Raw genomic sequence first — 20812 nt, 5'->3', positions numbered from 1 at the left:
TGCTGGCGGGTCAGCCCTTGGCGGCGGCCTTCATCGCGCGCTTGTGCTCGCGCACCTTGGTGAGCGACTCCGGGGAGACGATGTCGGCGACCGAGCGGTAGCCCTCCGCGCCGTAGTCGCCCGCGGCCTCCCGCCAGCCGGGCGCCTGGAGGCCCTTCTGCTTGCCGAGCAGCGCCAGGAAGATCCGCGCCTTCTGGTCGCCGAACCCGGGCAGCGCCTTCAGCCGGCGCAGCACCTCCGCACCGCTGGGGTCGCCCTGCGTCCAGATCGCCGCGGTGTCGCCGCCCCAGTCCTCCACGATCGCGGCGGACAGCGACTGCAGCCGGCCGGCCATCGAGCCGGGGAAGCGGTGCACCGACGGCGTCTGCTTCATCACCGCGACCAGCTCGTCCGGGTCGAGGGCGGCGATCCCGGCCGGGTCGAGCGAACCGAGGCGGTCGCGCAGCTTGGCGGGGCCGGTGAACGCGGTCTCCATCGCGATCTGCTGGTCGAGCATCATCCCGACGAGCAGGGCGAACGGGGACTGGTCGAGAAGGGCGTCGGCTTCGGCGTCGCCGGTGATCGTGATGGGCATGGACTCATGCTCCCATCCGGCTCAGGCGACGAGCAACAGCACTCCAGCGACCGCCGACAGCAGCGCGAGCAGGAGGGCGATGCCGAGCAGGGTCGCGTGCACCCGGAGGAAAGTCGTCGCGCGGCCCGCGGCATCCCTGGCGCGCTGGTCGGAGCGGACCCGGGCGAAGAAGCGCGGCCAGGCGATCACGTTGAAGACGGCGTTGAGGAGCAGGACGACGGCGGCGAAGACGGTCATGGTGTCTCCAGCGTAGGCGACCGGTCTCCTGACCGTTCCGCGATCGGCTCAACCAGGAAGCGCGCTCTCCCGCTCCGGGAGGGGATGCACTACGGGTCAGGAGGCTGCGACGAGCTGCACCCGCAACGAGTCGACCCTCGTCGCGATCGCGTCATCCGCCGCCCAGCGCTGCGCCAGCCGGGACAGGATGGCGTTCAGCTCCTCCGCGGTCAGGCCCGCGGTGAGCGCGAGCCGCACCACCAACTCGTCGCCGGCCAGGCGGTAGCCGGGGTCGCCCGCCGCCAGCTCCACGTCGAGCACGCCGAGCTCCGACCCGATCGACGCCCGGAACGCCGCCAGCACGACGGGGTCGCGGTCGCTCGGCAGCCACGCCTGCCCCTGCGCGAGCGCCCAGACGGCCGGGCGCCGCAGTACGAACTCGGTCTCGGAGGTGGGGTCGAGCACCACGAGCTCGGTCTCCTCGGAGGCGGCGGCGAGCGCGGCGCGCGGGCCGGCCGCCGGGACCGGTCGGGCCTCCGGGTTCCACGCCTGCATCGCCGTCACCGACGAGAACACGGGGAGCACGCGGCGGCCGTCGGGAGCGGCGACGGTGACGATGGACAGCTCCTGCGTCTTGTCGATCGTGAGTCCGGCGTCGCTCTCGCCCTCCTCGCCCAGCTCGGCGACGAGCGGGATGAGGACGCGCACGGCGCGCATGGCGTCCACCACGGCCTCGGCGCCGACCTCGCCCGCACGGAACGCGGCGAGCGCGCCGAGCAGCTCGGGAGGCGCCGACCCGTCGTCGTCGCCGAACGGGTTGTCGTCGAACTCGCGGCCCTCCCACGGCTGGCCCGCGGAGTCGCCGGCGGACGCGGTGAGGCCGGCGAGCGTCGCCGCGAACCCGGCCAGCCGGTCGGCGCCGGTGGCGGACGGACCGGGCGACGTCTCCCGACGCTCGCCCTCGTCCTCGCCCCCCGGCTCAGTCGCCGGCGACATCCAGCGCCTCGGGCAGGGTGAACGCGCCGGAGTAGAGCGCCTTGCCGACGATCGCGCCCTCCAGGCCCAGCGGCACCAGCTCGCGCAGCGCGGCGATGTCGTCGAGGCTGGAGATGCCGCCGGAGGCGACCACCGGGCGGTCGGTGCGCTCCATCACCTGGCGCAGCAGGTCGATGTTCGGGCCCTTGAGGGTGCCGTCCTTGGTCACGTCGGTCACGACGTAGCGGGCGCATCCGGCGTCCTCCAGCCGTGCCAGGACATCCCAGAGGTCGCCGCCGTCGCGCGTCCAGCCGCGCGCCGCGAGCGTCGTCCCGCGCACGTCCAGGCCGACCGCGATCGCCTCGCCGTAGCGGCCGATGACGTCCGCCGCCCACTCGGGGTTCTCCAGCGCCGCCGTGCCGAGGTTGACCCGGGTCGCGCCGATCGCCAGCGCGTGCTCCAGCGACGCGTCGTCGCGGATGCCGCCGGAGAGCTCGATGTTGACGCCCGTGGTGTGGTCGATGACCTTCTTGAGGAGGTCGCGGTTGTCGCCCCGGCCGAACGCGGCGTCCAGGTCGACCAGATGGATCCACTCGGCGCCGGCGTCCACCCATTCGGCGGCCGCGTCGACCGGGTCGCCGTAGCTGGTCTCGCTGCCGGCCTCGCCCTGCGTCAGCCGCACGGCCTTGCCGTCGGCGACGTCGACGGCGGGCAGCAGGACCAGCTTGGGCGTGTTCGTGAGTTCGCTCATGTCGTGTGTTTCCTCTGTCGGGGTCGTTCGGGTCCGCGTCGCGGACGCCGGGATCGTCGCTAGAGCGAGCCGATCCAGTTGCGCAGCAGTCTCAGCCCCGCCTCGCCGGACTTCTCCGGGTGGAACTGGGTCGCGCTGAGCGGCCCGTTCTCCACCGCGGCGACGAAGCGCGAGCCGTGCTCGGCCCAGGTCACCCGCGGCTTCGGGAACGGCCCGGTGGCCTCCAGCGTCCACTCCTGCGCGGCGTACGAGTGGACGAAGTAGAAGCGCTCGTCGCGGATGCCGTCGAAGAGCACGGAGTCCTCCGGCGCCTCGACCGTGTTCCAGCCCATGTGCGGGACGACATCGGCGCGGAGGAGGTCGACTGTGCCCGGCCACTCGCCGAGCCCCTCGGCCTCGGTGCCGTGCTCGACGCTGCGCTCGAACAGCACCTGCATGCCGACGCAGACGCCGATCACCGGCCGGCCGGCCGCGAGCCTGCGGTCGATGACCTCGTCGCCGTGCGAGCGGCGCAATGCGTCTGCGACCGCGGCGAACGCTCCGACGCCGGGGACGAACAGGCCGTCGGCCTCCTGCGCGCGCCGCCGGTTGCCGGTGAGCTCGACGTTCGCCCCCGCGGCCTCCAGCGCCTTGACCGCCGAGTGGACGTTACCCGTCCCGTAGTCGAAGACGACGACGTCCGGTGCGCTCACAGCGCGCCCTTGGTCGACGGGATGCCGGACACCAGCGGGTCGAGCGCCTTCGCCTGCCGGAACGCGCGCGCGAACGCCTTGAACTCGGCTTCCGCGATGTGGTGCGGGTCGCGGCCGCCGACCACCGTGACGTGCACGGTCAGCCCGGCGTTGAACGCGATCGCCTCGAACGCGTGCCGCACCATCGACCCGGTGAAGTGGCCGCCGATCAGGTGGAACTCGAACCCGGCAGGCTCGCCGCCGTGCACCAGGTAGGGGCGGCCGGAGATGTCGACCACCGCCTGCACGAGCGCCTCGTCGAGCGGGACGAGGGCGTCGCCGTAGCGGGAGATGCCCGCCTTGTCGCCGAGCGCCTTCCTGATGGCCTGGCCGAGGACGATCGCGACGTCCTCCACCGTGTGGTGCACGTCGATGTCGGTGTCGCCGCTCGCCCGCACGGTCAGGTCGGTGAGCGAGTGCTTGGCGAACGCGGTCAGCAGGTGGTCGTAGAACGGGACCGACGTGTGGATGTCGGACGCTCCGGTGCCGTCGAGGTCGAGGCTGAGCTCGATGCTCGACTCGCTGGTCGCGCGCTGAAGCTGGGCGGTCCGATTCGTCATGACTGCGAGCTTACCGACTGGGCGGCGGCCGCCACGGCTCCGGCCCCGCTGGTACCGGCCGGGCGCCCGAGGGAGCGCAGCGCCTCCAGGAACGCGGTCGTCTCGGTCTCGGTGCCCGCGGTGACCCGGAGGTGGTGCGGGATGCCGACGTCGCGGATGAGGACCCCGCGCTCCAGCAGCCCCTCGAACACGGCGTGCGGGTCGTCCACCCCGCCGAACAGCACGAAGTTGCTGCCGCTGCGGTGCGGGAGGTAGCCGAGCTCGGCCAGCTCCACCACGAGCCGGTCGCGCTGTGCGCGGATCTCGCCGACCATCGCGAGCATCTCGTCCGCGTGGGCGAGCGCCCCGAGGGCGGCGGCCTGCGTGATCGCGGACAGGTGGTACGGCAGCCGCACCAGCCGCAGGGCATCGACCACGGCGGGATCGGCGGCCAGGTACCCGACGCGCGCCCCCGCGAACGCGAAGGCCTTGCTCATCGTGCGCGAGATGAGCAGCCGCTCACGCCCGGGCAGCAGCGTGATGGCGGACGGCTCGCCCTCCGGCATGAACTCGGCGTACGCCTCGTCCACGATCACGATGCCGCGCGCCGCGGCGTAGACGGCCTCGATCGTCTCGAGCGAGAGCGGCGTCCCCGTCGGGTTGTTCGGTGAGCAGAGGATGACGATGTCCGGATCGTTCTCCCGCACGGCGGCCGCGGCGGTCTCCGGCGACAGCTCGAAGTCCGCGTCGCGCCCGGCCGCGATCCAGCTCGTCCCGGTGCCGGAGGCCAGCAGCGGATACATGGAGTACGTGGGAGCGAACCCGAGGAGGCTGCGCCCCGGGCCGCCGAACGCCTGAAGGATGTGCTGCAGCACCTCGTTGGACCCGTTCGCCGCCCAGACCTGCTCGGCCCCGACCCCGTGCCCGAGGTAGCGCGCGAACGCTTCCCGCAGCTCCGTGAACTCGCGGTCCGGATAGCGGTTCACCCCTGTCACCGCGACGGCGACCCGCGCGACGATATCGGCGGCGACGTCCTCCGGAACCGGATGCGTGTTCTCGTTCACATTCAACGCGACGGGCACGACCTTCTGCGGCGCCCCGTACGGGGTGCGACCGCGCAGGTCATCACGGATCGGAAGATCGGAGAGGGAGGTCACCCCTCAATGCTAACCAGCGCCGCTGAACGCTCCCGCCGTATGACGCCCCGCGGCACCCCGCCACACCGCCGCCACGCGCCCGTCCCCGCAGAAAGGAGAACACCGCCAAATCTCCTGCCGAACCCCCAACCGCAGGAGATCCTCGGTCATGTCGCGCCATTTCTCCTTCGGACGGCGATGGCGAGGTTGTGGTGGTGGTGGTGGCGCGGTGCTGGCGGCAAGGTAGTGGTGGTGACGCAGCGCTGGCGGCGAAGCCGCACCATCCCGTGCCCGCCACTCTCGCTCACTCCGCAGAAAGGAGAACCCAACCAAATCTCCTGCCGAACCCCTCCTGCAGGAGTTCCCGGGGCATGTGGCGCCATTTCTCCTTCATCCGACGCCGACGAGGTGGCGGGGCGCCGGTGGCGAGGTAACACAGGAGACGACCCGGCACTTCCCACCATTTCTCCTTCGAGCGGGGGGTGGGGTGTTGGCGGCGGCGAGGCGCCGGCTCCCCTTACTTCCCGTCGTACTGCGTCGGAATCGCCAGCTGCTGCCCCGGCGTCACAACCGCCGACGACAGCCCATTGAGGTCCACCAGCTCCGCGATCACATCCCGCGGGTCCGCGTTCGGCGCGATCCGAGACGCCACCGACCACAGCGAGTCCCCCGACTGCACCGTCGCGTAGTGGAAGGTCACATGCGTCTGCTCCCCCGTGGCCGCCGCGCCTCCGCCGTTGAGCGCGAACACCATCGCCCCGATCACGATCGGCAGCGCGATGAGCATCGTCAGCACGACCCGTCCGCGCCGCGTGAGCCGCAGCCGGACACGTCCAGCGGCCTGCGCGCCACCCACTGCAACGTTGTTCATCCCAACGTTGTGCATAACCACTGCGCTCATGTCGTGACCTCCAAAGGCTCCGGTCGAAGCTCTGTTCCGAATATATCTTCGAATGTTCGAGACCGCAATCCTCGCTCGGCCGAAAAAACTGGCATGTATTTCGAGACACACTCGAACACATGTTTGTCGGGCAGCCGTACTGTGGATACAGTTTCGATTGTCTGGACGTAAGACAACCAGGCACCACCGACATTCGGTTCCCCCGGGTGACGGCGACGGTCACGAAGGGACGAGCGTGTCGAACGAGAACCAGGCTCCGCGCACGCGGCGCCGCAAGAACCTCAGCGAGAAGCAGCTCGCCATCCTCGACGTGATCCAGCGTTCCGTGAGCTCGCGAGGCTACCCGCCGAGCATGCGCGAGATCGGCGACGCCGTGGGCCTCTCCAGCCTCTCGTCCGTCACCCACCAGCTCAACCAGCTGGAGCTGAGCGGCTACCTGCGCCGCGACCCGAACCGGCCGCGCGCGCTGGAGATCCTCATCGACGTCCCGTCCGCGACTCCCGACTTCGAGAGCCAGACCCCGGTCGGTGACGCCGCGATGGTCCCGCTCGTCGGCCGCATCGCCGCCGGCGTCCCGATCACCGCCGAGCAGCAGGTGGAGGAGGTCTTCCCCCTTCCCCGCCAGCTCGTGGGCAACGGCGAGCTCTTCATGCTCAAGGTGGTCGGCGAGTCCATGATCGACGCCGCCATCTGCGACGGTGACTGGGTGGTCGTCCGCACCCAGAACACCGCGGAGAACGGCGACATCGTGGCGGCCATGCTCGACGAGGAGGCCACCGTCAAGGTGTTCCGCCAGCGTGACGGCCACACCTGGCTGCTCCCCCGCAACTCGAACTTCGAGCCGATCCTCGGCGACTACTCGACCATCCTCGGCAAGGTCGTCGCGGTCCTTCGCGCAGTCTGACCCGGGCGATTCGTGCCGAATGTCGCGTTAGCCACGGCCAGAGTCGACATTCGGCACGAATCGCACCGCGGTCAGGCCCAACCCAACTCCTGGAGGCGGGCGTCGTCGAGGCCGAAGTAGTGCCCGATTTCGTGCACGAGGGTGATCCGCACGCGGGCGCGGAGCTGCTCGACCGTCTCGCAGCTCGCCTCGAGGTTGTTGCGGAACAGCGTGATCCGGTCCGGGAGCTCCCCGAACCCGTAGACCCCGCGCCGCGTCAGCGGATGCCCGGTGTACAGCCCGTACAGCCGCGGCCGCGCGCCCGGCGGCTGGTCCTGGATGATGATCGCCACGTTCTCCAGCGGCCGCACCATGTCGTCCGGCAGGCCGTCGAAGACATCGTCGACGAGCGCCTCGAAATCCTCGTCCGGGATGCGCACCATGCGCTCATCATCGCCGAACCGACCGAGGCCGCGCTCCCCCGTCCGCGCAGAGCGGAACAGAACAGCGCGGCCTCGCCGGCAACAGAACTCAGGCCGTGACGGCCGCCCGCTCCCGCACGTCGCGCGTCGCCGCGAGGATGTTGCGCAGCGACGCCACCGTCTCGTCGTACCCGCGGGTCTTGAGCCCGCAGTCCGGGTTCACCCAGAGCTGACGACCCGGGATCGCGCTGAGCGCCGTCTCCAGCAGCTCGGTCACCTCGGCGACCGACGGCACGCGCGGCGAGTGGATGTCGTAGACGCCCGGCCCGATGCCGTGCTCGAAGCCGGAGCGCTGGATGTCGTGGACGACCTCCATCCGGCTGCGGGCGGCCTCGATGCTGGTCACGTCGGCGTCGAGGTTGCGGATGGCGTCGATGACCACGCCGAACTCCGAGTAGCAGAGGTGCGTGTGGATCTGCGTCGCGTCAGCGACCCCGGAGGTCGCCAGCCGGAACGAGCCCACCGACCAGTCCAGGTAGGCGCCCTGGTCGGCCTTCTTGAGCGGCAGCAACTCGCGCAGCGCCGGCTCGTCCACCTGCACGACGCGGATGCCCGCGGCCTCCAGGTCGCCGATCTCGTCGCGCAGCGCGAGGGCCACCTGCCGCGCGGTCTCGCCGAGCGGCTGGTCGTCGCGGACGAACGACCAGGCGAGGATCGTGACCGGCCCGGTCAGCATGCCCTTGACCGGCTTCTCGGTCAGCGTCTGGGTATAGGTCGACCAGTCCACCGTGATCGGCTTCGGCCGGGAGACGTCGCCCCACAGGATCGACGGGCGCGTACAGCGCGACCCGTACGACTGCACCCAGCCGTTGCGGGTGACCGCGAACCCGTCCAGGTTCTCGGCGAAGTACTGCACCATGTCGTTGCGCTCCGGCTCGCCGTGCACGATGACGTCGAGGCCGATCTCCTCCTGGAGGTCGACGACGCGCTTGATCTCGGCCCGCATGCGGCCGAGGTACTCCGCCTCGCCGATGACGCCGGCGACGAGCTGTGCGCGCGAGCGCCGGATGTCCGCGGTCTGCGGGAACGACCCGATCGTGGTCGTCGGCAGGAACGGCAGGTGCAGCGCCTCGTCCTGCGCGGCCACGCGCGCGCCGTACTCGCCGCGACGGAAGTCCGCCCGGGTCAGCGCGGCCTCCCGCGAACGCACGGCGTCGACGCGCACGCCCGGGGCGGAGGCACGGTCGGCGAGCGCCGCTGTCGCCGCGGTGAGCTCGTCCTGCACGGCCTCGTGGCCGTCCACGATGCCGCGCGCCAGCACCGCGACCTGCCCGACCTTCTGGTCGGCGAACGCGAGCCAGGTCTTCAGGCGCGCGTCGAGGTCCGGCTCGTCGTCCACGTCGTGCGGGACGTGCTGCAGGGAGGTGGAGGTCGACACCGCCACGTCGGGGCTCAGCGAAAGCAGCTCAGTCAGCGTCCCGAAGGCCTTCTCCAGGTCGCCGCGCCAGATGTTGTGGCCGTCGATCACCCCGCCGACGAGGGTCTTGCCCGCCAGCGCGGTGCGGGTGGCGGCGTCGAGCCCGGTCGGTACGGAACCGCGCACCAGGTCGAGGGAGATCGCCTCCACCGGCGACACGGCGAGCACGGGGAGGGCATCATCCAGGCTGCCGTACGGCGCCGCGACGAAGATCGCGGGGCGCTCGGCCGCTCCGCCCAGCTCGGCGTACGCGGCACGGACCGCCTCCAGCACCTCGGTGCGCGGCTCGTCGATGCTCTCGGAGACGAGCGCCGGCTCGTCGAGCTGCACCCACGGCGCGCCGGCGGCGGCCAGGCGGGCCAGCAGCTCGCGGTAGACCGGCAGGAGGTCGCCGAGCCGCGACAGCGGGCGGAAGCCCTCCGGCGCCTCGTCGCTCGGCTTGCTGAGCAGCAGGAAGGTGACGGGGCCGACGATCACGGGACGGGTGACGAACCCGGCGGCGCGGGCCTCCTCGAACTCCCGCACGATGCGGTCGGACGCGAGCCGGAAGGCCGTCTCCGGGCCGAGCTCCGGCACGAGGTAGTGGTAGTTGGAGTCGAACCACTTGGTCATCTCCAGCGGCGCCTTGTCGCCCTCGCCGCGGGCGATCGTGAAGTAACCGGCGAGGTCGACGGAGCCGTCCGCCGCGGCGAGCCCGGCGAACCGGGGCGGGATGGCGCCGACGGTCACCGCGGCGTCGAGCACCTGGTCGTAGAAGCTGAAGCTCTCCGGGATCGCGGCGTCGTCGCGGCCGAGGCCGAGCGCGGCGAGCCGCTCCCGGGTGGTGGCGCGCAGCGCGGCGGCGGTGGCCTCCAGCTCCTCGGCGGTGGTCTGCCCGGCCCAGAACGCCTCGACGGCCTTCTTGAGCTCACGGCGCCGGCCGATGCGCGGGTAGCCGATGATGGTGCCCATCGGGAAGGCGGAACGGGTGGTGGTGTCGGTCATGCGGGGTCGCCTGCTTTCTGCGCGGGGGTGGAGGTGGTCGTCGTGGTCGGGTCCAGCAGCCCCACCCTCTCGAGCACCGAGAGGACAGCACTGTGCTGGTTGAACGTATAGAGGTGGATGCCGGGGGCGCCGCCGTCGAGCAGCCGCTGCGCCAGGCGCGCGGTCCACTCGATGCCGAGCTCGCGCCTGCCCTCCTCGTCCGGCTCGACCTCGAGCTGGATGGCGAGGTCGCTCGGGAGGTCCTCGCCGCTGAGCTCCAGCATCCGGGCGAGCCGCGCGGGCGAGGTGACCGGCATGATGCCGGGGAGGATCGGGAAGGCCACGCCCGCGTCCTTCGCCCGCTGCGCGAACGAGAGGTAGTCCTCGGCGTGGAAGAAGAGCTGCGTGATGCCGAGATTGGCGCCGGCCGCCTGTTTGGCGAGCAGGGCGTCGATGTCCTGCGACACGGTGCGGGACGGGTGGCCGTGCGGGAACGCCGCGACCGCGATCTGCACATGCTCGCGGTGCGAGAGCACGGCCTGCGCCCGCAGCCCCGGCACGGGGAGCGCGTCGTACGGGACGCGCTCGGCCTGCACCCGGTGGATGAGCTGCACGAGCTCCCCGGAGCTCTTGATGTCGCCCAGGCCGTCGTCCCCCGGCGCGAGGCCCGCGGGCGGGTCGCCGCGCACCGCCAGGAAGCGTCGGATGCCGGCGTCCAGGAACTCCCGGATCATCCGGTTCGCCTCGGTGTGCGTCGACCCGACACAGGTCAGGTGCGCCATCGGGCTGACGTCGGTCTGCTCCAGGATGTAGCGCAGCACCTCCAGCGACGACGAGCGCGACGAGCCGTTGGCCCCGTAGGTCACCGAGATGAAGTCGGGGTGGGCGGCGGCGAGCCGGTCGATCGTCGCGGGCAGCGCGGCGGCGGCGCGTTCATTGCGCGGCGGATACAGCTCGAATGAGAACCGCGCGTCGGTACAGTCCATGATTCCTCGGTGTCGATCAGCGTCACAGGCGGCCTCCTCCGGTCGACATCGGGACGTCGATGGGAGGGGGCGGGCGGGTGCCGGGCTCGGCTGTCGCACCACGTCGGCGGTCGCCCGCTTCGGTTGTGTAGGCACAGTAACAACGACGGAGGCCGGACGGTACCCGCCGTGTCATCTGGCGACACAGTGGGTCCGCCCGGCCTCCTACGCCGGTGCGCTCGCCCGCTCTAGACGGCGAACGGCTCGAACACGGACTGGTACTCCGGCATGATCCGCGCCCGCACCCGCGTGCCGTCCTCCACATACTCGGTCGACAGCACGCGGCCGCGCTCGTGCAGCGCCGACACGAGGTCGCCGCGGTCGTACGGGACGACCAGCTCCACCTCGACGGACGGGTCGGGCAGCAGGCGGGCGATCGCGGCGAGCACCTCGTCGATGCCCTCCCCGGTGCGCGCCGACGCGAAGATCGCGCCCGGCTCCAGGCCGCGCAGCACGAGCCGGTCGTCAGCCGGGATGAGGTCGGCCTTGTTGAACACCACGATCTCCGGGATGTCCCGCGCGCCGACCTCGCCGATCACGTCCCGCACGGTCGCGAGCTGCGACGCCGGGTCGGGGTGGGAGCCGTCCACGACGTGCAGGATGACGTCGGAGTCGGCGACCTCCTCCAGCGTCGAGCGGAACGCCTCCACGAGCTGGTGCGGCAGGTTGCGCACGAAGCCGACCGTGTCGGCCAGCGTGTAGAGCCGGCCGTCGGCGGTCACCGAGCGGCGCACGGTCGCGTCCAGCGTCGCGAACAGGGCGTTCTCGACGAGCACGCCCGCCTTGGTCACCCGGTTCAGGAGGCTGGACTTGCCCGCGTTCGTGTACCCGGCGATGGCGACGGACGGCACCGAGTTGCGGTTGCGGTTGGCCCGCTTCGCCTCGCGCGCGGGCTTGAACCCGGCGATCTGCTTCCGCAGCTTCGCCATCCGCGAGTGGATGCGGCGGCGGTCGAGCTCGATCTTCGTCTCACCCGGTCCGCGCGAGCCCATGCCGGCGCCGGCGCCGCCCACCTGGCCACCGGCCTGGCGGGACATCGACTCGCCCCAGCCGCGCAGGCGCGGGAGCAGGTACTCGAGCTGCGCGAGCTCGACCTGCGCCTTGCCCTCGCGGCTCTTTGCGTGCTGGCTGAAGATGTCGAGGATGACGGCCGTGCGGTCGATCACCTTCACCTTCACCACGTCCTCCAGCGCGCGCCGCTGGCTGGGCGCGAGCTCGGTGTCGGCGATGACGGTGTCAGCGCCGAGCGCCCGGACGACTCCGGCCAGCTCCTCCGCCTTGCCGCGGCCGAGGTACGTGCTGGGGTCGGGATGCGGCCGCCGCTGCAGGAGGCCGTCGAGCACCGCGGCGCCCGCGGTCTCGGCGAGCGCGGCGAGCTCGCGCAGCGAGTTCTCCGCGTCTTGCAGCGAGCCCTGCGAGTACACGCCGATGAGCACGACGTTCTCCAGCCGCAGCTGCCGGTACTCGACCTCCGTGACGTCCTCGAGCTCGGTCGAGAGCCCGGAGACGCGGCGGAGCGCCGCTCGCTCCTCGCGCTCGTACTGCTCGCCGTCGTGGCCGTCGCCGTCGGTGTCGTTGGACTGGAGCGCCTGGGCTCCGGAGCCGAACAGCGTCACCGTCGCGCGGTTCTGCTGGGTGGCGAGCACGCGCGCGACGACGTCGTCGACGGTGTGCCCGGCGGTGTGTTCTGCGGTCTGCTCTGCCGTCTCTTCGGCGGTCTGCTCTTCGAAATCTGTTCGTTCGGTCATTCACTGTCCCCTGATCCAGGTGGGGTACACCCTAGTCGGTCTGTTTACCGTGTTTGTCTGATGGTCCGCGTCCTGTACGGTCCTCTATATGGCCAGCGGAGATCACTACTTCTCACCCGCTCCCGAGAGCGAATTGAACCTGCGGCCGTTCACCGCACGCCTGGCGGGCCAGACGTACGAACTGGTGACGGCGAACGGGATCTTCAGCCCCGAGCGCATCGACATGGGTACGCGAGTGCTCCTCGACCATGTCCCCTCCGCGCCGCCCGGCGGTCAGTTCCTCGACCTCGGCTGCGGCTGGGGACCTCTGGCTCTCACACTTGCTCTCGAATCCCCTCATGCGACCGTCTGGGCGGTCGACGTCAACACCCGAGCACTGGACGTGGTGCGCCGGAATGCGCAGAAGCTCGGTCTTACGAATGTTAACCCCGTGACGCCGGATGATGTTCCCGCGTCGCTGGAATTCACCACGATCTGGTCCAATCCGCCCATCCGCGTCGGCAAGAACGAGCTGCACGACATCCTGCAGCGCTGGCTGCCGCGGCTGGAGCCGGGCTCGGACGCGTGGCTGGTCGTGCAGCGCAACCTCGGCAGCGACTCCCTGCAGCGCTGGATCCAGGCGACGATGCCCGAGCTGACGACGACGCGCGCCGCGATCTCGAAGGGCTACCGCGTCCTCCGCACCCGCAAGCCCGCCGCCTCCTGAAGCCTCAGGCGAGTTCGAGGGTGCCGGTGTAGACCAGCTCGGCCGGGCCGGAGAGCGCGACGTGCTCGCCGTCCTCGGTCGGGAACATCCGCACGCCGACCGTGCCGCCCGGCACCTCCACGCGCCACTGGTCGGGTGCGCCGGAGCCGGCCCAGTGCCGCACCGCCAGTGCCGCCGCGGCCGCGCCCGTGCCGCAGGAGAGGGTCTCGCCGCTCCCCCGCTCGTGCACGCGCATCCGGATGCGGCCGATGCCGTCGCGCACCAGCGGGTCGTGCGGAACGACGAACTCGACGTTCGCGCCGTCCGCGGGCTCCGGCTCGATGCGCGGGATGTAGCTGAGGTCGGCGGCCTCCAGCTCGGACTCGTCCGCGACCGCGACGACGACGTGCGGGTTGCCCATGTCGATGCCGAGGCCCGGACGCGCGACCGGCAGCTCCTTGGCGCGCACCAGCGGCTCCCCGCCGTCGAGGCGCCACCGGCCGAGGTCGACCTGGAACCCGGTGAGGTTGCGCTGCACGTCGCGCACGCCGGAGCGGGTGCCGATCGGGAGGGTGTCGCCGTCGGCGAGTTCGGCGAGCCCGGACGCCAGCAGGTAGCGCACGTACACGCGGATGCCGTTGCCGCACATCTCGGCGACCGAGCCGTCGGCGTTGTAGTAGTCCATGAACCACTCGGCGCCGTCGTCCTCCGCGAGCGCCTCGGCGCCCTCCGGCAGGTGCGTGGAGCGGACCGCGCGGATCACGCCGTCGGCGCCGATCCCGAAGTGCCGGTCGCAGATCGCGGCGATCTGCTCCGGCGTGAGCGGCTGACGTCCGTCCGGGTCGGAATAGAGCACGAAGTCGTTACCGGTCCCCTGACCCTTGGTGAAGTGGAGCGTCGCCATCGCACCAGCCTATCGGCCGCCGGCTCTCGGTCGTCTGCTCAGCGAGTGCCGAGCGCGTCCAGGGCGGTGGCCGTCAGGTCCGCGTCATCGTAGCCGAGCCAGTGGATGCCGGCGTAGCGCTTGAACCAGCTCACCTGCCGGCGCGCGTACCGCCGGGTGAGCTGCTGCGTGGCCGCGATGGCCTCGGCACGGGTCAGCTCGCCCTTCACCTCCGCGAGCGCCTGGGCGTACCCGATCGCGCGGCGGGCGGTCACCCCGTCCTCCAGGCCGAGCGGGATCAGCCGCCGCACCTCGTCGGTGAGGCCGTCACGCCACATCCGCTCCACGCGCGCGTCCAGCCGGAGGACGAGCTCGTCGCGCGGCGCCGCGAGCCCGAGCACGACGGTCGGCCGCCAGTACTGCGGCTCGTCCGGGAGGGCGCCGCTGACGGACTGACCCGTGAGCTCGGCGACCTCCAGTGCGCGGACGATCCTGCGCCCGTTGGACGACCCGATGCGTTTCGCCGCCTCCGGGTCCACCTCGACCAGCCGCCGGAACAGCATCCCGGGCCCCTGCGCCGCCAGTTCGGCCTCCAGCCGCGCCCGCAGCTCCGGGTCGGTGCCGGGGAACCGGAAGTCGAAGATCACGCTGGACACGTACAGCCCGGACCCGCCCACGAGGATGGGCGTCGCCCCGCGCCCGAGGATCTCCTCGACGACCCGCCGTGCCTCCGGCTGGTAGCGCGCTACCGTCGCCTCCTCGGTCACGTCGAGGACGTCGAACAGGTGGTGCGGAACGCCGCGCCACTCGGCCTGCGGAAGCTTGGCGGTGCCGATGTCCATGCCCCGGTAGAACTGCATCGCGTCCGCGTTGACGACCTCGGCCGCGCGACCGTTCGCGCGGAGGGCCTCCGCGAGCGCGAGCGAGAGCTCGGTCTTGCCGGTGCCAGTGGCGCCGACGATCGCAATGATGGCGGAGTCGCGCAGAGCCGCGGCGGGCGCGCTCAGCGCTGGCCGTCCGACGGGTCGTAGATCGGCATGGTGCCGACGCCCGGGGAGGTCAGCGGCGCGCGCGGCCGCAGCGTCGGCAGGCCGAGCGACACCGGTCCGGCCGCCTGCGCGCCGTCGCCGTGGGACGGTACCGCGCACGACTCGGCCTCCGCGCGATCCCACGCGTCGCCCGCACGGGTGCGGCGGATCGCGAGGGGCGCACCGTCTGTGCTGTCCGCGATCAGGTAGTGCGGCGCCGCCTGCGTGATCCGCACGGTGACCACGTCGCCGGGGCGCGGGACGTCGGACCCCTCAGGCAGCTCGAAGTGGACGAGGCGGCTGTCGCGCGCCCGGCCGGTCAGGCGGTGGGTGTCTGCGTCCTTGCGGCCTTCCCCGTTGGCCACCAGCAGCTCGACCTCGTGCCCGATCAGGCGCTCGTTCTCCTCCAGGGAGATGCGCTCCTGGAGGGCGATCAGGCGCTCGTAGCGCTCCTGGACGACCTCCTTCGGCACCTGGTCGGCCATCTCGCCCGCCGGCGTGCCCGGGCGGATCGAGTACTGGAACGTGAACGCCGACGCGAACCGGGCCTGCTCGACGACGCGCATCGTGTCGAGGAAGTCCTCCTCGGTCTCACCGGGGAAGCCGACGATGATGTCGGTGCTGATCGCCGCGTCCGGCAGCTTGGCGCGCACGCGGTCGAGGATGCCGAGGAACTTCTCCGACCGGTACGAGCGGCGCATCGACTTGAGGATGCGGTCCGAGCCGGACTGCAGCGGCATGTGGAGCTGGGGCATCACGTTCGGCGTCTCGGCCATCGCGTCGATGACGTCGTCGGTGAACGCGGCCGGGTGCGGACTGGTGAAGCGGATGCGCTCGAGGCCGTCGATCTCCCCCGCGGCGCGCAGCAGCTTGCTGAAGGCCTGGCGGTCGCCGAACTCGACGCCGTAGGAGTTGACGTTCTGGCCGAGCAGCGTGACCTCGATGGCGCCGTCCTCGACCAGCGTGCCGATCTCGGCGAGGATGTCGCCGGGCCGGCGGTCCTTCTCCTTGCCGCGCAGCGACGGCACGATGCAGAAGGTGCAGGTGTTGTTGCAGCCGACCGAGATGGACACCCAGCCCGAGTAGGACGAGTCGCGCTTGGTCGGCAGCGTGGACGGGAACGTCTCGAGCGACTCCAGGATCTCGATCTCGGCGGCGTCGTTGTGGCGCGCACGTTCCAGGAGGCCGGGCAGCGACCCCATGTTGTGGGTGCCGAAGACGACGTCGACCCAGGGCGCCTTCTCGAGGATGACGTTCTTGTCCTTCTGGGCGAGGCAGCCGCCGACGGCGATCTGCATGCCCGCGTGCCGGCGCTTCACGCCGGCGAGGTGGCCGAGGTTGCCGTAGAGCTTGTTGTCGGCGTTCTCGCGGACCGCGCAGGTGTTGATCACGACGATGTCCGCCTCGGCGCCGTCGGCCGGGACGTAGCCGGCGGCCTCCAGCGAGCCGCTGAGCCGCTCGGAGTCGTGCACGTTCATCTGGCAGCCGAACGTGCGCACCTCGTATGTCCGCGGACGCCCGTCCTCAGTGAGGGCGGCCGGGGACGGCTCGAAGACGCGGGAGTGCTCGGCGGTGCTCGACTGTGCAGTCCTCAACTGGGCGGTGCTCGGCTCGGCGCTGATCGACTCGATGGTGCTCATGATGCGTACGATTCTACGTTCGACCGGGACCGGAATCGAACGACCGCCCGGCCCCCGTTCGCGCCTACTGGAACCGCACTCCACCGCGACGCCCACGCGTGGCGAACGCCGCGTCCATCGCCTGCCGCACCACCGAGGAGTCGTACCCCTTGCGCGCGAGGAACGCGTGCAGCCGCCGCCGAGTGGTCTCGTCGTCGTACGACGACAGCTGACCGATCCGCTTGACCGCCAGCTCGGTCGCCCGCTCCACTTCGTCCTCGTCCGCGATGTCGGCCAGCGCCTCCTCGATCAGTTCGGGAGCGATGTGCCGCCGCTTCAGGTCGAGCTCGATCGCCGAGCGCCCGAGCCCCTTCCTGCTGTGCTGCGTGAAGGCCAGCGTCGCCGCGAGGGACGCGTCGTCGATCACGCCCATCGCCTGGAGCCGGTCGAGCTCGGGAGCGAACACCTCCGGAGCGATCTCCCGCTTGGTGAGCAACTGCTCCAGCTCCCACCGCGACATCCCCCGCCGCGCGAGCTGGCGGATGGTGAGCCCCGACGCCTTGCGCGTCAGCCGCTCGGTCTCCTCGTCGTCCGCGGAGGCCGCTCCGGCGCCGGATTCCGAGCCGGCTTCCGGCACCGGGGTCGCACCGACCGCGCCGGAACGAACCGCCCCGGAACGCTGCACAGGCTCAGCAGCCCACGTATTGTTCCACCGCTCAGAGTCGTCGCCCGAGCCCGCGTCCCGCGACTCCTGCGTCCCCGGGAGCTGTGCCCCCGGAAGCTCCGCGACCGGCCGCACCGGCCGCGCGACCCCCGGCTCAGCAAGCCGCTCCCGCTTCGCCGACCCCGACCCCGGCGCACGACGCAACGGCGTCACCGGAGCCACATGCTCAGACCCCTCGGCCTCCGCACCCGACGATTCGGAAGGAAATCTCACGACCACAACGGCCCCTCCTCATTCTTCTCCCGCTGGCGTCAGTGCTGCTCGCTCTCGCCGCCCGACTCGCGCCGAGCGCACGATCACGCCCCCTTGCGAGCCTGCAGCTTCTTCTCCAGCGAGTCCACGTTGTCCGCCTCCGCCGGCGCCGCGGCCGCGTTGGGGTCCGCGACGATGCCGAGCTTGATCAGGATCTTCTTCTCGATCTCGGCGGCGATGTCGGCGTTCGCGATGAGGAAGTTGCGCGCGTTCTCCTTGCCCTGGCCGAGCTGGTCGCCCTCGTACGTGTACCAGGCGCCGGACTTCTTGACGATGGCGTGCTCGACGCCGAAGTCGATCAGGCTGCCCTCGCGCGAGATGCCGACGCCGTAGAGGATGTCGAACTCGGCCTGCTTGAAGGGCGGCGCCATCTTGTTCTTCACGACCTTGACGCGGGTGCGGTTGCCGACCGCCTCGGTGCCGTCTTTCAGGGTCTCGATGCGGCGGATGTCGAGTCGCACCGACGCGTAGAACTTGAGCGCCTTACCGCCGGCGGTGGTCTCGGGGCTTCCGAAGAAGACGCCGATCTTCTCGCGCAGCTGGTTGATGAAGATCATCGTGGTGTTGGTCTGGTTGAGCCCACCGGTGAGCTTGCGGAGCGCCTGCGACATGAGGCGTGCCTGGAGGCCGACGTGGGAGTCACCCATCTCGCCCTCGATCTCGGCCCGCGGCACGAGCGCGGCCACGGAGTCGATGACGATGAGGTCGATGGAGCCGGAGCGCACCAGCATGTCGGCGATCTCCAGCGCCTGCTCACCGGTGTCGGGCTGCGACACGAGGAGGGCGTCGATGTCGACGCCGAGCTTGCGGGCGTACTCCGGGTCGAGCGCGTGCTCGGCGTCGATGAAGGCCGCGATGCCGCCGGCCCGCTGGGCGTTGGCGATGGCGTGCAGGGTCAGCGTGGTCTTGCCGGAGGACTCCGGACCGTAGATCTCGACGATGCGGCCACGGGGCAGACCCCCGATGCCGAGGGCGACATCCAGCGCGATCGACCCGGTGGGGACGACCTCGACGGGGGCGCGCTCGTCGCTGCCCAGTCGCATGACCGAGCCCTTGCCGAACTGACGGTCGATCTGGGCGAGCGCGGTCTCGAGCGCCTTCTCGCGGTCTGCGGGTGATGGCATTGCGGTTCTCCTTCGTGGGCTTCGCTGACGAGATCGACTGTACGGGCGACCGCCGACACTCCGGGCGTCGGTCGATGGATCCGTGGACAACTCGTTTTCGATTGCTGCCTGTGCAGGAGTCTACCCAGTTCCGAACATATCTTCGAGCGATTCACGACGGCGTGTCGGCCGCACATTCGTCACGAATGTCGCCTTTGCCGCCGCTTTTCGCGACATTCGTGACGAATGCGCGGCGGGCGTCAGCGCTTCGGGGCGGGCATGCCGGCGCCGTACCAGTGCGACTGGGGCACGCCGGTCTCCCGGCAGAGCGCGAGCCACACGTCGCGCGCCGGGATGCCGGCGTTCAGCGCGTCCTGCGCCGTGCGTCCGCCGAGCTCCCCAAGCACGAGGTCGCTCAGCAGCGCCTGTCCGTATCCCGAGCCGAACTCGTCGGTGACGGCGCGCTGGAACTCGCTCAACTTCATGGCTTCACCTTAAACGAGGGACGCCCCGCATCGTGCGGGGCGCCCTCGAGAATGTCGTGGATGTTCAGCGGGAGACGAGGTTCGCGTCCATGGCGGAGACGAAGTCGTCGGGGATGGTGTCGGGGATGACCGGCTCGAGGCCCTCGAGCACCGCGATGCGGTCGCCGACCTCGCGCATGATGACGGAGACCGGGGTCTCCAGAGCGTCGGCCACCGAGGCGAGGATCTCGCTGGAGGCCTCCTTCTGACCGCGCTCGACCTCGCTGAGGTAACCGAGGGCGACACTCGCCTTGCTCGCGACCTGGCGGAGGGTGCGGCCCTTCTGCAGGCGGAAGTCCCTGAGCACGTCGCCGATTTCCTGACGTACAAGAATCATTTCGGAGCCTCCTTCTTCTACCCTGCCGACGTATCGAATTGGATGCCAACTGTACCGCATCCATGTCAGTCACGATATCCGCGACGACTGGGCTTTCGTTGTGAATGCAAGGAGGTGTAACCGAACGGAAACACCAGCTATTCCCTGGCCTGCAGCGGAGTCCGGAAGCACCCCCGAAGGGGTGTCAGCGCGCCACGATCCCGAGCTCGACGGCCAGTTCGCGGACCGCCCGCGCGACCGTCTGCGAGCGGATCGACTGCCGGTCCCCCGCGAGCCTCAGCTCGACCGAACGCACTCCCGCGGCCGACGCGACACCGACGTAGACGGTGCCAACCGCGTGGCCGCCCTGCGGGTCGGGGCCGGCGACACCGGTCGTCGAGAGGCCGAGGTCGGCGGGACGCCCGTCGACGGCGAGCCGCTCCCGCACGCCGGCCGCCAGCTGCCGCGCGACCTCCGGGTCGACCGGCCCCTCCCGCTGGAGCAAGTCGGCGTCCACCCCGAGCAGTGTGTGCTTGAGCTCGGTCGCGTAGGCGACGGCCGCACCGAGCACGACCGCCGAGGCGCCCGGGACGCGGGTCAGCTCGGCCGCGAGGCCGCCGCCGGTCAGCGACTCCGCGACGGCGATCGTCTGGCGGCGCTCGATGAGCGTGCGCACGACGCGGAAGGTGAGGTCGGCCGCGGCGACGTCGTCAGGCCCCGGCACGCTTGGCCCTCCGGCCCCGGTAGGCCTGCCAGAGGTAGTCGAAGCCGGTCACGACGGTCAGGATCACGGCGGCGGTCATCAGGATGCCGTTCACCCAGTAGATCCAGTCGCCGAAGATCGTCCACAGCGGGAACAGCGCGAACGAGATGGCCACCGACTGCACGATGGTCTTGATCTTGCCGCCGCGGGAGGCCGCGATGACGCCCTGGCGGATGACGACGAACCGGTAGACGGTGATGCCGATCTCGCGCACGAGGATGACGATGGTGACCCACCAGGGCAGCTCGCCGAGGATCGACAGCGACACCAGCGCGCCGCCGGTCAGCACCTTGTCGGCGATCGGGTCGAGCAGCTTGCCGAGGTCGGTGACCAGGTTGTTGCGTCGGGCGATCGCGCCGTCCACGCCGTCCGTGGCGATGGCGAGCACGAACAGCACCGCCGCCGTCCAGCGCAGCGGGCCGTCGTGGCCGTCGTCGGCGAGCAGCATCCAGACGAACACGGGCGCGAGGAGGATGCGCACCACCGTGATCAGGTTGGGCACGTTCCAGTTGCTCGCACGGTTCGTGCTGCCGTCCGCCGCGGCAGGCGGAGGCGTGTCGGGCACCGACATGCG

Annotated in this window: 23 protein-coding genes; 2 read left to right on the top strand and 21 right to left on the bottom strand. The window is 71.0% G+C overall.

Features of this window, described 5'->3' with window-relative positions; genetic code table 11:
- Window positions 1-10: 10 nt before the first annotated feature.
- The 8 genes from ACFRFH_RS17440 to ACFRFH_RS17405 form a co-directional block, all read right to left on the bottom strand.
- Window positions 11-574: an HhH-GPD-type base excision DNA repair protein gene (locus tag ACFRFH_RS17440; RefSeq protein ID WP_382464263.1), complete on the bottom strand. Its 564-nt coding sequence runs from the start codon at window positions 572-574 to the stop codon at window positions 11-13.
- Window positions 575-595: 21 nt separating this feature from the next.
- The gene (locus ACFRFH_RS17435; RefSeq protein WP_382464262.1) at window positions 596-811 is read right to left on the bottom strand and encodes an SCO4848 family membrane protein; all 216 of its coding nucleotides are present in this window, start codon (window positions 809-811) and stop codon (window positions 596-598) included.
- A 96-nt stretch (window positions 812-907) separates the two neighbouring features.
- Complete coding sequence (locus ACFRFH_RS17430; protein ID WP_382464261.1) at window positions 908-1786, bottom strand: SseB family protein; 879 nt, start codon at window positions 1784-1786, stop codon at window positions 908-910.
- Window positions 1770-2516, bottom strand: a complete 747-nt coding sequence (priA, locus tag ACFRFH_RS17425; RefSeq protein ID WP_382464260.1) for a bifunctional 1-(5-phosphoribosyl)-5-((5-phosphoribosylamino)methylideneamino)imidazole-4-carboxamide isomerase/phosphoribosylanthranilate isomerase PriA — start codon at window positions 2514-2516, stop codon at window positions 1770-1772. Before priA ends, ACFRFH_RS17430 begins: the two co-directional genes overlap by 17 nt.
- A gap of 59 nt (window positions 2517-2575) precedes the next feature.
- The gene (hisH, locus tag ACFRFH_RS17420; protein WP_382464259.1) at window positions 2576-3208 is read right to left on the bottom strand and encodes an imidazole glycerol phosphate synthase subunit HisH; all 633 of its coding nucleotides are present in this window, start codon (window positions 3206-3208) and stop codon (window positions 2576-2578) included.
- Window positions 3205-3807, bottom strand: a complete 603-nt coding sequence (gene hisB, locus ACFRFH_RS17415) for an imidazoleglycerol-phosphate dehydratase HisB (RefSeq protein ID WP_382464258.1) — start codon at window positions 3805-3807, stop codon at window positions 3205-3207. Before hisB ends, hisH begins: the two co-directional genes overlap by 4 nt.
- Window positions 3804-4943, bottom strand: coding sequence for a histidinol-phosphate transaminase (locus ACFRFH_RS17410; protein ID WP_382464257.1), 1140 nt, complete (start codon window positions 4941-4943; stop codon window positions 3804-3806). The genes hisB and ACFRFH_RS17410 overlap by 4 nt, the downstream gene beginning before the upstream one ends.
- Window positions 4944-5439: 496 nt before the next feature.
- On the bottom strand, window positions 5440-5793 hold the full coding sequence (locus tag ACFRFH_RS17405; RefSeq protein ID WP_382464256.1) for a LysM peptidoglycan-binding domain-containing protein: 354 nt from the start codon (window positions 5791-5793) through the stop codon (window positions 5440-5442).
- Window positions 5794-6058: 265 nt separating this feature from the next.
- On the opposite strand from ACFRFH_RS17405, the gene lexA reads away from it, so the two are divergent.
- Window positions 6059-6727 (top strand): transcriptional repressor LexA, encoded by a 669-nt coding sequence (gene lexA / locus ACFRFH_RS17400; RefSeq protein WP_382464255.1) that lies wholly within the window; start codon window positions 6059-6061, stop codon window positions 6725-6727.
- Between the two features lie 71 nt (window positions 6728-6798).
- On the opposite strand, the gene ACFRFH_RS17395 is transcribed toward lexA, so the two are convergent.
- From ACFRFH_RS17395 to hflX, 4 genes are all read right to left on the bottom strand, one after another.
- The gene (locus tag ACFRFH_RS17395) at window positions 6799-7149 is read right to left on the bottom strand and encodes a metallopeptidase family protein (protein ID WP_382464254.1); all 351 of its coding nucleotides are present in this window, start codon (window positions 7147-7149) and stop codon (window positions 6799-6801) included.
- A gap of 88 nt (window positions 7150-7237) precedes the next feature.
- Complete coding sequence (metE, locus tag ACFRFH_RS17390) at window positions 7238-9589, bottom strand: 5-methyltetrahydropteroyltriglutamate--homocysteine S-methyltransferase (RefSeq protein ID WP_382464253.1); 2352 nt, start codon at window positions 9587-9589, stop codon at window positions 7238-7240.
- The gene (locus tag ACFRFH_RS17385; RefSeq protein WP_382464252.1) at window positions 9586-10554 is read right to left on the bottom strand and encodes a methylenetetrahydrofolate reductase; all 969 of its coding nucleotides are present in this window, start codon (window positions 10552-10554) and stop codon (window positions 9586-9588) included. The genes metE and ACFRFH_RS17385 overlap by 4 nt, the downstream gene beginning before the upstream one ends.
- Before the next feature lie 227 nt (window positions 10555-10781).
- Window positions 10782-12341, bottom strand: coding sequence for a GTPase HflX (gene hflX / locus ACFRFH_RS17380; RefSeq protein ID WP_382464251.1), 1560 nt, complete (start codon window positions 12339-12341; stop codon window positions 10782-10784).
- Window positions 12342-12429: 88 nt separating this feature from the next.
- Between hflX and ACFRFH_RS17375 the strand changes: the two genes are divergently transcribed.
- Window positions 12430-13047 (top strand): class I SAM-dependent methyltransferase, encoded by a 618-nt coding sequence (locus ACFRFH_RS17375; RefSeq protein ID WP_382464250.1) that lies wholly within the window; start codon window positions 12430-12432, stop codon window positions 13045-13047.
- A 4-nt stretch (window positions 13048-13051) separates the two neighbouring features.
- Here the strand turns inward: ACFRFH_RS17375 and dapF are convergent, their stop codons facing one another.
- The 9 genes from dapF to pgsA form a co-directional block, all read right to left on the bottom strand.
- Entirely contained in the window at window positions 13052-13930 is an 879-nt protein-coding gene (dapF, locus tag ACFRFH_RS17370) for a diaminopimelate epimerase (RefSeq protein WP_382464249.1), read from the bottom strand.
- Window positions 13931-13968: 38 nt separating this feature from the next.
- Window positions 13969-14916 carry a tRNA (adenosine(37)-N6)-dimethylallyltransferase MiaA gene (miaA, locus tag ACFRFH_RS17365; protein ID WP_382464403.1) on the bottom strand — a complete coding sequence of 316 codons (948 nt, stop codon included), beginning with the start codon at window positions 14914-14916 and terminating at the stop codon, window positions 13969-13971.
- Window positions 14913-16577 (bottom strand): tRNA (N6-isopentenyl adenosine(37)-C2)-methylthiotransferase MiaB, encoded by a 1665-nt coding sequence (gene miaB, locus ACFRFH_RS17360; protein ID WP_382464248.1) that lies wholly within the window; start codon window positions 16575-16577, stop codon window positions 14913-14915. The genes miaA and miaB overlap by 4 nt, the downstream gene beginning before the upstream one ends.
- A gap of 64 nt (window positions 16578-16641) precedes the next feature.
- Window positions 16642-17241, bottom strand: a complete 600-nt coding sequence (locus ACFRFH_RS17355) for a regulatory protein RecX (protein ID WP_382464247.1) — start codon at window positions 17239-17241, stop codon at window positions 16642-16644.
- A 335-nt stretch (window positions 17242-17576) separates the two neighbouring features.
- Window positions 17577-18656: a recombinase RecA gene (recA, locus tag ACFRFH_RS17350; protein ID WP_382464246.1), complete on the bottom strand. Its 1080-nt coding sequence runs from the start codon at window positions 18654-18656 to the stop codon at window positions 17577-17579.
- 239 nt (window positions 18657-18895) lie between these two features.
- A complete protein-coding gene (locus tag ACFRFH_RS17345; protein WP_382464245.1) occupies window positions 18896-19120 on the bottom strand; it encodes a DUF3046 domain-containing protein in 225 nt (74 codons plus the stop codon).
- Between the two features lie 64 nt (window positions 19121-19184).
- Window positions 19185-19496: a helix-turn-helix transcriptional regulator gene (locus tag ACFRFH_RS17340; RefSeq protein ID WP_345834619.1), complete on the bottom strand. Its 312-nt coding sequence runs from the start codon at window positions 19494-19496 to the stop codon at window positions 19185-19187.
- Window positions 19497-19680: 184 nt separating this feature from the next.
- Window positions 19681-20199 (bottom strand): CinA family protein, encoded by a 519-nt coding sequence (locus ACFRFH_RS17335; RefSeq protein ID WP_382464244.1) that lies wholly within the window; start codon window positions 20197-20199, stop codon window positions 19681-19683.
- Window positions 20186-20809, bottom strand: a complete 624-nt coding sequence (gene pgsA / locus ACFRFH_RS17330; protein ID WP_382464243.1) for a CDP-diacylglycerol--glycerol-3-phosphate 3-phosphatidyltransferase — start codon at window positions 20807-20809, stop codon at window positions 20186-20188. The genes ACFRFH_RS17335 and pgsA overlap by 14 nt, the downstream gene beginning before the upstream one ends.
- Window positions 20810-20812 lie beyond the last annotated feature (3 nt).

This window comes from Leifsonia sp. NPDC056824 (assembly GCF_042789575.1).
GTDB lineage: Bacteria > Actinomycetota > Actinomycetes > Actinomycetales > Microbacteriaceae > Leifsonia.
Note: the sequence above shows the minus strand (reverse complement) of the source record. Positions and strands in the feature narration are given on the sequence as shown.